Here is an 11,862-nt window from a genome sequence, read left to right on the forward strand (position 1 = left end):
CGTTGGTTACAGAACAACCAGGAACTTATTGTCACGCTTTGTTTTTACAAGCAAACAACTCTTTAACCATCTTTAATTGGCTTAACTAACTTTATTCAGTTGCGCTATGATAGCGGCACCGGCCATTTATTCTTTTCTAATGAAAATGGATAATTTATCCTGATTACACTATTTGTCTAAAGATGAGACTTACGCTCATTTCAAGACCTGCTGAGGGTAATACATAGTGTTTTGGCAGAGAAAAACAGGTTAAAAAAAGCCACCTTACTAAAAAAGCAGGTGGCGTCCCAGTAGTATCCATTACATATTATTCTAACCCGCGGTAGTAGCAACTTCCTTAATCGCTCTAAATACTGGTGCAGATATATCAGATTGCTGTTGCGTTTTCTTCACTCCCGCTAACTGAGCTTTTGCACTTAACGGTTTGGCGCATGCATCTTCAATTGAGTTATCGACAATATAGTTAGCGCTCATTATCAATGCACCGCTTTCTTCCTGCCACATTTCGAACAATGCATTATATAAGTCGTACATTTCCTGACTATTTTCTACCTGTTCTTCGGTAAATGTGCTGCCATTAAAATTATGACCGCCTTCGTATGCTACCAATGGAAGATTATATTCTGCAGCAAGGTCCGCGTTTTTCCTGACCAGATAGCGCATACCAGGCATAGCTGCTGTTGCGGCGAATCTATCTGTACCATCAACATAATTGATTGCTTCGTTAATATAGGTAGTCGCAGAGGTGCGGTCAAACCCACCTTCCGCAACATACTCACCTTGCTGCCATGGGTCGACAATTGTCATACTTACGGCGAAGGTATCAATATTCAATGCTGGGATATCTGCGTTTTCTTCATTTACATATATCGCTGCTTCTAGAATATCACGATTTAAATCAACAGTGGTTGCCTCCGTACCCACGTTACCCGTCATTACTACAGCAATACGCGAAGCATGTGAAGACCATACTTCTTTAAAAATTGCGGCGACTTCTTGAGTACGTGCAGCATACCAACTCGCCACCATCAATTCTTCGCTCGCTTTACCTGATAGGTATTCAGGACGAGAACCCAGCACGTTCGGCCAACGTAACTGAGCTTGCGCGAAGGCGTAGTCTCGGCCAATTGCATAAGGGTACGTCAAGTTCCATAACGCGTTACCCAACTCAAGATATATCACACGGTCGGTATCTAATTCCACCAATATCAGTTCAGCAAGTTTACGCACATAATTATCATCCGCTGCTATCGGTACGTTCAACCAAAGATCAGATTGACTGTCGTTTGCCAGTTGGACAATAACTTCATACGGTGCACCTTTCGCACTTCCCCACGAGGCATTATCCGGTTTAACCCGGTTCTCCCAAGCATTCGCTCCCTGGCTATGGCTGTAACCACCAAGCTCGTCCTTCATTCCATATAATAATTGGCTGCTCATCATATGAACTGGGCGAACTACAGAAAACTGGGCTAAGTGGTCTAAATACGTTTGGCTGAATGTTTCATTAGCTTGCGCTTCGGGGCGCAATAATTTGATTTCCCGCAGATAATCTCCGCTGTTATTTAAATCGGTAGCAGAAATTTCAACCGTAATTGGGCCGGTCCCATCATACTGCAAGGTCATTTCACCTTTGCTTTCACTAATTACCGATACATTAGATACGTCAAACTCTCCTGAACCAGAGTAAGTCAACGTATAGGTACCAGCTTCGTAAGCATTCGCGATACTGTTATTAAACAGACTAATGCTCAAGATGTCCGCTTGTATACCATTGTCTAATTGCATGCTCATAGGCCAACCGTTTTCATCGACCACGACACTAGCGGCATAGTCAACGCGAGGCTCCCCCAGTACGAACGGCATCCAAACATTTGGTAAGTCTGTTTTATCAATATTTAGGCTAGACGTTTTTACAACGTCGTTTAACATCCATGCCGTCATTGAGCTTTCAATTGGAGCAACTGCACTACCTACACCGAACTCCGCTGGAGCTGGCGTACGTAAAACCTCTGTGTCGACTATCTCTTCTGCTGATGGAGCCGGATCATCAATAGATTGTTCACTTGGATCATCAACAGGGGGAGCATCGGAACTACTAGAGGGATCCGGATTGGCAGACTGGTTAGGAGCAGTATCCGGAGAGATCGCAGTAGATGTTGAAGAACCGTCACCAGCCCCACCGCAAGCACTGAGAAGACAAATAAAACAAACTAGAGTGAGTTTTGAACTAGCACTGCTGAGCAGCGTATTGGAAGACATAACTTTATACAACATGAATACCACTTTTCTCATTAAGACACTTAACTTCAACCACACACTCTGTCCTGAGAATGTTCGAATATACTACTCTTTTATCGGGTAAACGCTGGTGAAATATAGCGTTTTTCGGTATGCAAGAATATACGGTTGTATTTGAAGAATGAGAATTGACTTACACTGGTGATGACTTTAGGTATTGCTATAAATACGCTGCATAATTACCGCATCTTCTTTGCTTTCGCCTGTACTATAATAATTTTTGCGTATCTCTACGGTATGGAAGGAAAAAGAATGGTATAGCTTTTGAGCAATACTATTGGAGGCCCGAACCTCGAGCCAAATTGAGGATACGTTTTCGGTTTCACAATAATCAATAACTGCTCTCAGTAGCGCTTTACCATGCCCGTGGCCTCGTACTTCTGAAGATAGGGCAATATCCATGAGCGTCGCTTCATCTGCTACAATTAAAATGATTGCATAACCTATAACCCTATCATTCACCTTGCTTACTAAAAGTGTGTATGGCTTTGTCGTACAGTCAGAAAAGGTAGGATAAGACCAGCAGTTAATAACAGCTGCTTTATGTATTGCATGAGCGGCAATGATATCTTCTTGTGCCGTCGTTCGAGTAATAGGCTGGTCAGTTTTCACGATTTAACTGGTGAATTTTTTGCCACAACTGTCTTTTAAGTTTAGTAGACAGTTCTGACGGTAATACTGGTAAGCATATCGACGTACCGGTTAAACAAACTGAATCACCCAATAACCACTTTATCTTGCTATCACTTTTGGTCCGCTCTGCCATTGCTTGCTCTACATCTTCTACAAATTGGGCAAATCTCTCTAAAGCATCCGTTGGAAACGCTTTTTCTTCACGCTGAGCATCCTGCTTAGCAGAAATGATAGAGCGCAATTGAGTTAAATTAGCAGTCGGAGTCGTGGGAGAATTCTTTGGAGCACTGAATGCAGTATCAGCGAAACTTTCTTTTGAATGGGATTGTGTTGACCACACTGTTATCCCCATTTCCTGAAGGGCTGCGAGTTGCAATGCGGATAAACTTGAGGACATGGACTTCTTTATCTCACTTTACACTTTACACTTTACACTTTTCACTTTATGCCAGTGCCAAGAAAAGTGGCAGGGGTGGAGGGACTCGAACCCCCAACCATCGGTTTTGGAGACCGCTGTTCTACCAATTCGAACTACACCCCTAACGCGCTGAGCATTATACGTATCGTTCAACAAAGGTAAAGTACTTTTGACGCTATGTAAATGGGCTGGTCAAACTCTGTGCAAAATTAACTAAAAGTGATAATTTATAGAACGATCGGTGGTTCAATTTGATCTTTGTTTGTATAGTCCAAAGCCTTCTTCCACAGTATGTTAGTTAACTGTACAACTTCTAGCTGTTTATCGACGCTTTCTTTAACATGACGTTTATCTAGCGATGCACGTTCGGCATATAGCTCACACAATACCAAGGCGTCGTCGTTAGCTAACTGGTTTATTTCAATAGCGCTGGCTATGTCAAAATATCGGTTACCCATCGCCGCATATTCCCAGTCTATTACCACGGGGAGGGCTGGGTCCAGAATGTGAACCATGGCTAAGTCGTTATGACAGAGGGTTAATGCCGTGTCGTCAGATTCTTGAAGAAGCCATTTAGCAATTTCATTAGCCTGATGAGTAAGCGAATCATCAGATGAAATATTGGCAATCTTGATATAATGTTCAAAGCGTTGGGTTAGCTCAAGTGGGCGTGCCGTAATGGGTTGGGCATGAATAGTAGATAATACGTTCGCTAATGTATTTATCTGCTGGTTGGGGTCAGCAGGAAGTTGGGCGGCTTCATGCCACACCTCAACCCACAATTTGCCGTCATCACTCAACCATACAGGCATAGGGGCGATTTTTCGGTGAGCTAACTGCTCTTGCAATACAAATTGATGTAAGCGGTTTATCCCACTAAATGCGTCGTCAGCAAACCATTTAACGGCAAACGCTCTATCATTATCGCTAAGTTTAAATGTGCGATTTACAGCACCGCCATCAATTGTTTCTAGCTTGACGTCCGGGCTGAGTTTCAACGGATTAGTTAGCAGGTTGACTATTGAATCCTGATGCATGACGATTATTCCATTGTTGTCGCCATTGCCAGTATCCAAACAAAGAGAACCCAACATAACCCACAAACAAAATTGCAGTTAACACCAACCCACTTTGTGCATACAAATATGCCGACGCTATATTAATGAAAAACCAGTAGATCCAGTTTTCTAATATTTTATGTGCCACCATAAAGGTGGTAGCCATACTTAGCAAGTGAATACTCGCATCTAACCAAAGAAAATCACTGTTGAATTGACCCTCTGCAGCTTGCGACAGCCAATAAGCGACAAACAGTAAACACGGAACAAGCGTAAGGTGAAAATGAAACGAACTTCTTGTTATTCCGGTCTTTGCTTCTGTTTTACTACCTTTTTTCCATTGGTAGTAACCATAGACCGCCATCACCATATAGAATCCGTTTAACGCTGACTGAAAAGGTAAGGTAACCTGCCAGAAAAGGAAGGTGTAGATTGCTGTGCTTATAAAAGCACATAACCAACACCAACTACTTTCCAGTGCAGCAAGCAACACATAAGCGATAGCCAGTATTACCGCGATCCATTCCAATAGGGAGGTGTCAGCGAGCTGTGTGAGGAGTAAATCCATTACTCCTTTGGTCCCGACTGCATGGCATCAAAATTGAGTACCTTTGCTACGAAGACCGCCTGCCCTACTTGTTGATGCGTTATTTTCATCTCCTTTGTGAGAAGCGCCATAACGTAATCATACTCGCCCGTTATCTGTGTACTTGTACGAGACGTATCCACTTCTATATTCTCATAACTATGTAAACGCTCAATAAATGTTTTTATTGGCTCGATATATTTCTCTGCCAGTGGATAAAGCGACAATTCAACCATTACCTGCATAACTTTGCTTCTCACTTCTAAAATTGATAACTGACGGTTACGCCCAACTGACGTCCGTCACCCAGTTGGTAATAAGGTTTTGGCGTCTCATAGAACTCTCGGGGATCGTTGCTAAACCCACCAAAGCCACGCACATAATAACGTTTGTCAAACGCATTTTTGAGCCATACCTTAGTTTGCCAATTATTCCAGACGAACGCTAACTCGGTATTAACTAAAGTAGTCGTAGGAGAAACTTCGTCATGCCCATCAGAAAAGAAAAACTCATCTTTATAATCGACGTTGACTCGCCAATACACGTTATCGCTGACAGCTAATTCGCTAAATACATTACCTGTAAATCGCGGTGATTGGGCTTGGCGACGTTTCAATATGAAAGCGCCCTCAGCGGGTTGATATCTCTCGAAGCTCGCATTGAGATACCCTAAGCTGGCCTGAATTTGCCAGTTAGATAATACATACCAATTTAGTTCAGCCTCAAGGCCTTCATTAGTTCCAATATCAGCGTTATTAATAAAATCGATAAAGGCTGGTGTGTTGTCTTCACGAATTTTAAGCTCATAGCCACTGACTTGAGTACTTTTACGACGCATGTGGAAAACAGCCAAGCGACCCGTCATATCCGATGTGATCGGTCCTTTTACACCAATCTCATAATTCCAATTATATTCTTCATCGTAAAAACGATTGGTGTCACTGATCTCCTGATCTGAATTTACCCCAGGCCCTTTAAAGCCTCGGCTTACGCTTGCATACCAAAAATGTTGATCCGTGATATATTCCAGTGCCAGTTTACCGCCAACCATTGAGGTATCTTTTGTATACATCCCCCCGTCACTATCGAGGTAATCAAACTCATATTGCTCCGCCCGAATACCAATTTGTAGATTTAAGTTAGTCCACAGCGCAGTATCGGTTCTTACGTATAAAGCTGTATTGTCGGGTTCATATGTACTAGTGAAATCAGTCTCAAGATAGGTATACTGCCGACGTAGTAGCTGTTCAGATGTTTTGTAATAGATACCAGCAACCCACTCTGTCGTATTATCAAACAAACGTGTATCTTCGCTTGAAACAAGCCTTAGGTCGGCAGTACTAGTGCTTACTTCTCGATAATAGGCATCGAAAGAAGTGTAGCCCCAGGGATGAAACCCTGGATAGGTCCAGTCTTCGTCATATCCATAACCAATATCGTGATCGGCCTGAGTCACAACTAACTGCCATGCCCCAAGGTCGTTTATGTGTGAAACATTTGCACTGATAGCATGCGTTAATTGGCTGTCGAAGCCCGGCTCGTCTGAGCGGGTAAAGCGATCATTATCTAGCGAAAAAGCATCATACCCGTTATCGATATCGTACCAGCGATAATTTACTGCCAGATTAGTCTGCGCGTTCATATCCAAACTTATTCCTAGCCTGGCTGCAGATTCATCAATATTGTTGGTATCGTCGCGGCCCAAATAAGTATTCGTAATGAAGCCGTCACTGCGATTATGTACGACGGCAGCGCGGTAAGCTAAATCCTCGGTGATTTTATCACCATGGGCAACTTCGAACCTATAAGTATTCTTACCCGCCGCAGATACTTCCACTTTTCCAGGTGCATTCTGAAACGGTTTATGACTGACAACTTTAATTGCCCCAGCGAGTGCTCCCGTACCAAAAAGAGTTGCCTGGGGGCCTCTGAAAATTTCAACTTGTTGAGTATCAAAAAGCAATGCAGCCCCCGCCAGACCCGAGAAGTCGAACTCATCTACCATAACTGTAACAGAGGGGTTAATGGGCTCTGCAAATTGACTACGCTCACCAATTCCTCGAATCTGCACGAAGCGTCCTCTAGATGCACCAGCGGTGAAATTAACATTTGGTGCAATGTTTAATATATCTTCGATATGTTGAGCTTGATTTGTATTCAACTGCTGCTCGCTGATAATAGATGCACTACTGTTCAACTGATCCAGGTTGGCTTGCCGGAAGTCTCCGGTAACAGTAATAACCTCTAGCGGCGTTTCCTCAGCAAAGGAGAAGTTTGAAGCTAAACAAATAGTGGTGAAAATTAGTGTGTTCTTCATCGGAATCTCGAATCATTATAGTTATTGAGACCCAGAAATAAGCAGCAGGTGCTGGTAAGTAGACGCAAAACCATTCCTACGCCGGCATTATCCGGATCAGGTTCACATTTTCACTTAAGTTAGCAGTGAAAATATAAGGGTTTCTACGCAATAGATCTCAGCCTTTTCGGGCACCCCTTGGTAAGTAGCGCGCAGTCTAACAGTACTTTGCTAAAGATCAAGAAGATCGTCAGTGGGAAAGTTGATTAAGGTGCTTATAATTATGATATTTAAGCATAAAAAACGCCTGCGTGTGACATTGCAGGCGTATAGAAGGGGCTGCGGTTGAACAACAGACCTTTATCTGACATCTAACGCGTCATTCATCATTTCCGGTCAAAAACAGCAAACCATTTGGCGGTTGGTTTAATGCTCAGAATAGACAGCCTATCAATGCGATAGTAAATCCCTTAAATAAGCTAATATGCACTTTCTTTCGTAGGAAAAAATGACTGTTGGTAGACATCATTGATTCAATATTATTGTAAAGCGGGAGCATGTCACAAAATAGGACACTTTCTGCTAATTTTGGGTTAATTATTTACATTAGCGGCCGTTGGCCGCTAAAAGCAAATGCATGATTTTTTAAGGGGAACACGTGTATAACAGAGGACTGTTCTGGTCATCGATTATTCGTTCATTATTAGCTATGCGCCGCGATCAACAGTGTGATAATAGTAATCATGAAGAGGCGCTAAACGAAATATCCCGTTTAGAAAATGGAAAAACTCCCCCCCAAACAATAGACCAAATACTGAATCAGCTTATCCCAGAAGACCGTATTCGACAGACGGGAAGATCTCTAGCAGGCTATCTTGATTTTAATCGGATGGGTAATTTCGTTGTTCTACTCACTTCATTACGAAATATAAACGATGTACTTGAAACTCTCTCTCAACATTCCGCTTTGCTATTGGGAAAAGAAAGCAATTTTCAGTACCGTATTAACGACGAGGTACAGCTTTCATGGCAGTGTAGTGATATTTCACGTAGTAATGATATCGAAGCGTATTTTCTTTTTATATTATTCCGCCATTTAGCCGGTAGACAATTTGACCTTAATAAAGTTAGCTTATTTGATAATAATTCGACCAGCCTTATTGCGGCATTATCTGACGCTCAATTCGAGAAACAAAAGAATGTGATAGCACTTTCCTTTGATACTAAATGGTTAAAACAGACATCGTTCTATCACAGCGCACAACTGGTGAAGATGTTAACAGACCGATTAGCTTACTTTGAAAATATTCCTTTAAAGAAAAAATTGATCGCTATATTTGGTAAAAGCAAAAGTCCCGCCCGTATAAGAATTGAATGGGTAGCAGATGAACTTGCTACTACAGAATCTAGTTTACGCCGCCAATTGCGACAAGAAAATATTTCCTTTAGTAACATGCTAAAAAGCTACATCCATGAACGTTCAAGCCATCATTTGCTATCAGGCAAAAAGAGTGAGGAAACTGCTGCAATACTTGGTTTTTCAGATCGCCGCGCATTTGAACGTAGTTTCAAAGAGTTTTCAGGCATTGGTGCTGGGCAACTGCGGCAGTTGGGCAATCGCTTACGGTTTCATAAAGGCAATAATCATTTAGTGGATGTAGTAGATAACCTTCCCCCCCTGCCCAATACGATCACGCAATTAGTAAACCTCGATTCGCAGAGTGCAACTATCGAAAGTGTGGTCAAGATTATAGAACAAGACCCCATTTTCCATGCTCACATTATGAGCAAAGCGAGTCGAGGCGTATTCGGCAGTTCGCCTAAAAATTTGCAGCAGGCAATAGGTAGAAATTTGGGTATTTCGACTATAAAACACCTTGCAGTGGTATTTGCGGCCCAGCAATTACTTACCCTTCAGTGTCGTCATCCTGATGTGCAAAAACTTACCGACGCCATGCTGTTAAGTTTGGCTCTGTACCAAAAGACATTCATATTAAAACCATCTGATGAAAACGCCGAAATTGTGAAGCAAATGCTGCTATTTGGATTACTTTCATTGTTTATTGTATTTCACGACGAATGTTTGTTTGTAGAAGGAACTATACAGAAATGGGAAAACGCAAATAGTTTTGCAGAATTTAGTGAAAGTATAAATGCTGAGTTTGGTGTATGCCTTTACGGTGCGACGACATTAATGTTATTACGATGGGGATTTAAAAGCACCGCCAACCATCGATTATGGAAATTATGTAAAGAAATCACCATTGAAGGGGATGACGTTAATCATCATATTTTACTTTGCCATAACCTGGCTTTTTCCACGATGGGGTTTCGAAATAAAACGAATGTCGAGGAGTTAATAAAGGGCTTAAAAGCCGAACAGCAGTCACGGCTTTTAAGCGTATTAGAAAAATGGTACGGTTAATTGTAGTAGCTCATATCTGATCTGACATTTCTATATTCAGGTTGAGACATTATCTGACACGCAGGTATAGACAAACAGCAGACGTTCAACGCCTCGTTTAAGGGGCAGAAACACATGGGCTACAATGCGAAGCAGCCCATGTGTTTGTGTCCCAGCTAGCGCCAGCTGGTGACTTAGAACGTTTGTTAGGCATTTTTTGGCAGTAAGAAAAACTCGGCTTCGCCATATGAGCCAATCAAAATAACCTCTTCAGTTTCTTCTTCCCAATTATTGAAAAAGTTATAACCTTCCATTCCAATTTTACGAGCAATATTAATCGCGAATTCTACTTCAGATTCATCCAGATGACTTGAAATCGACATTACTCTGTTTTCAGGTGGCTCTTTAGGCCCAAAGCTAGTTATTTTTTGTATCCCATGTGCCCCTAATGTATCCATGATTTCTTTACGATCTTCAAGGTGTTTATTTAGTCCAATAAGTAACGATTTTTCGGGTGGGCGTGGGTTTTCGCTAGATGTTTGTGACTTAAATCTTTCCTCTAACCTACCAAGTGCTATAGATATCTCATTAAAATGAGATTCACTTTTAGGAACTTTTATTTCTTCATTTGTCTTTCTGTTTAAGTATGAGGAGTAATATGAATCTTCTTGTAACTCCGGCCTGAATCTTGTCTGCAATAGAAAAACAGCACCTAAAAATATCGGGACGTTGAGAATTGCTGCGATTACCAAAGTGCCAGATTGCCACGAGGTTTCGTCGAAACTTGTTGCCGCTACTAAAAAGCAACTACTTAAAGATAGTAATCCGACCAACCATGCAGCAAGTAGCTGTATAGGTTTAGTGATTTTATCTGGTTTTATTTGTTTCTCTGGCATCAAAATTTCCTTATAGGTGCCTAACGCCCCTATTAAACGGCACAGACTTGCTGGCTATAATTGCGAGGAACGAGCCCCAGCCAACGAGTATGTGTCCGATTGAATGGTTTGTTATATCCCTTATTCATAGTGCGTCCACATCCTTAACACTTTTACTGTTTTTTCAGATTCGATAACTTGATATACCAATCTATGTTGGATGTTAAGTCGACGCGAATAACAGCCAGATAAGTCGCCAACTAATTTTTCATATGTAGGAGGATTTTGAAAAGGGTTTACTTTTAGAATTTTGATTAATTCTGACGCTTTTATTTTTAAGCCCCCACTTGCCAATTTACGAGCGTCTTTTTGAGCATGCTTTGTAAAAACAACCTTCCATGTCACCAATCAAGATCCTCACTACAATCTGAAATATCCTCTCCCATACCTTCTTTAATAGACTCGCGCATATTCGGAATTGATAAAAGGTGCAATGTCTCTTGTATGGAATCCCAATCACTTTCAGAAAGCAACACAGCATTGTTTCGTTTGCTTGTGATTAGAACGGGTTCGTGCGACTCAGCAGCTTCGTCGATTACACGATAAAGGTTAGCCCTAGCTTCTGTAGCAGATAATGTAGCCATAAGTTCTCTCCTCCAAAACTAAAGCGTACGCTATAACGTACAAAAATACAAGAGGGAATATAACAATTTAATATAGCGCGATTTGCGCGTTTTTCTGCCAACGCATCGCTCACTTTTATACTTTCACTATTAATACCAAACTAACTATCATATTGCTACATCAAGGAAAATTAGTGATCTGAATAAAGTGCTAAAGAACGAAAGCGAGCGATTGGGTCATTTTTCTGAATATGGGAGCGACGCTGATTATTTCGATAAATAAACAACTTTGCTTGCTAATACGCTAATGTCCGTTGATCCCTCTGAACTGTCCAACTTTTAAAATAGCAGAGAAGGTCTGCTTTACGTACACAGCAGCCTAACAGCATCAGAGGCACCTTGAGACAAATTGCGGTCGTAACAGGTGCATCTACGCAGAGTCGTCATCGTGACGGAGGTCACGACCTCACTAATTGTTATCGTAAGTTCTAAAAGAGAATTACTAGGAACATGCAATACTAGAGCTCACCGCTATCGCGGTGAGGGTTATGATGTTTCAAGATACGATCTAACGATGGAGGTTGCAGCTTGCGCCGATGTATGGACTCCCTCCCCATGGGGGAGTAACGTAATAAGTGCCTAAACTTTTACTAAGAGTCCATACATTA

Annotated in this window: 11 protein-coding genes and 1 tRNA gene; 1 reads left to right on the forward strand and 11 read right to left on the reverse strand. The window is 41.8% G+C overall.

What is annotated here, in order from left to right; translation table 11 throughout:
• Positions 1–312: 312 nt before the first annotated feature.
• From OPS28_RS15150 to OPS28_RS15185, 8 genes are all read right to left on the reverse strand, one after another.
• Entirely contained in the window at positions 313–2,295 is a 1,983-nt protein-coding gene (locus OPS28_RS15150) for a hypothetical protein (RefSeq protein ID WP_265610303.1), read from the reverse strand.
• A gap of 156 nt (positions 2,296–2,451) precedes the next feature.
• Positions 2,452–2,913 (reverse strand): ribosomal protein S18-alanine N-acetyltransferase, encoded by a 462-nt coding sequence (gene rimI, locus OPS28_RS15155; RefSeq protein ID WP_265610304.1) that lies wholly within the window; start codon positions 2,911–2,913, stop codon positions 2,452–2,454.
• On the reverse strand, positions 2,903–3,331 hold the full coding sequence (locus OPS28_RS15160; protein WP_265610305.1) for a hypothetical protein: 429 nt from the start codon (positions 3,329–3,331) through the stop codon (positions 2,903–2,905). Before OPS28_RS15160 ends, rimI begins: the two co-directional genes overlap by 11 nt.
• A gap of 67 nt (positions 3,332–3,398) precedes the next feature.
• A tRNA-Trp gene (locus OPS28_RS15165) sits at positions 3,399–3,475 on the reverse strand.
• Positions 3,476–3,579: 104 nt separating this feature from the next.
• Entirely contained in the window at positions 3,580–4,389 is an 810-nt protein-coding gene (locus OPS28_RS15170; RefSeq protein ID WP_265610306.1) for a phosphotransferase, read from the reverse strand.
• On the reverse strand, positions 4,355–4,978 hold the full coding sequence (gene pnuC, locus OPS28_RS15175; RefSeq protein ID WP_265610307.1) for a nicotinamide riboside transporter PnuC: 624 nt from the start codon (positions 4,976–4,978) through the stop codon (positions 4,355–4,357). Before pnuC ends, OPS28_RS15170 begins: the two co-directional genes overlap by 35 nt.
• Positions 4,978–5,241: a hypothetical protein gene (locus OPS28_RS15180; RefSeq protein ID WP_265610308.1), complete on the reverse strand. Its 264-nt coding sequence runs from the start codon at positions 5,239–5,241 to the stop codon at positions 4,978–4,980. The genes pnuC and OPS28_RS15180 overlap by 1 nt, the downstream gene beginning before the upstream one ends.
• A gap of 17 nt (positions 5,242–5,258) precedes the next feature.
• On the reverse strand, positions 5,259–7,313 hold the full coding sequence (locus OPS28_RS15185) for a TonB-dependent receptor (protein WP_265610309.1): 2,055 nt from the start codon (positions 7,311–7,313) through the stop codon (positions 5,259–5,261).
• A gap of 637 nt (positions 7,314–7,950) precedes the next feature.
• Between OPS28_RS15185 and OPS28_RS17100 the strand changes: the two genes are divergently transcribed.
• Positions 7,951–9,717 (forward strand): helix-turn-helix domain-containing protein, encoded by a 1,767-nt coding sequence (locus OPS28_RS17100; protein ID WP_265610310.1) that lies wholly within the window; start codon positions 7,951–7,953, stop codon positions 9,715–9,717.
• Positions 9,718–9,902: 185 nt separating this feature from the next.
• Here the strand turns inward: OPS28_RS17100 and OPS28_RS15195 are convergent, their stop codons facing one another.
• The 3 genes from OPS28_RS15195 to OPS28_RS15205 form a co-directional block, all read right to left on the reverse strand.
• A complete protein-coding gene (locus tag OPS28_RS15195; RefSeq protein WP_265610311.1) occupies positions 9,903–10,592 on the reverse strand; it encodes a hypothetical protein in 690 nt (229 codons plus the stop codon).
• 120 nt (positions 10,593–10,712) lie between these two features.
• On the reverse strand, positions 10,713–10,976 hold the full coding sequence (locus OPS28_RS15200) for a Txe/YoeB family addiction module toxin (protein ID WP_265610312.1): 264 nt from the start codon (positions 10,974–10,976) through the stop codon (positions 10,713–10,715).
• Positions 10,973–11,215: a type II toxin-antitoxin system Phd/YefM family antitoxin gene (locus OPS28_RS15205; RefSeq protein ID WP_265610313.1), complete on the reverse strand. Its 243-nt coding sequence runs from the start codon at positions 11,213–11,215 to the stop codon at positions 10,973–10,975. Before OPS28_RS15205 ends, OPS28_RS15200 begins: the two co-directional genes overlap by 4 nt.
• Positions 11,216–11,862 lie beyond the last annotated feature (647 nt).

The organism is Alteromonas sp. ASW11-130, assembly GCF_026183735.1.
Classification (GTDB): Bacteria; Pseudomonadota; Gammaproteobacteria; order Enterobacterales; family Alteromonadaceae; genus Alteromonas.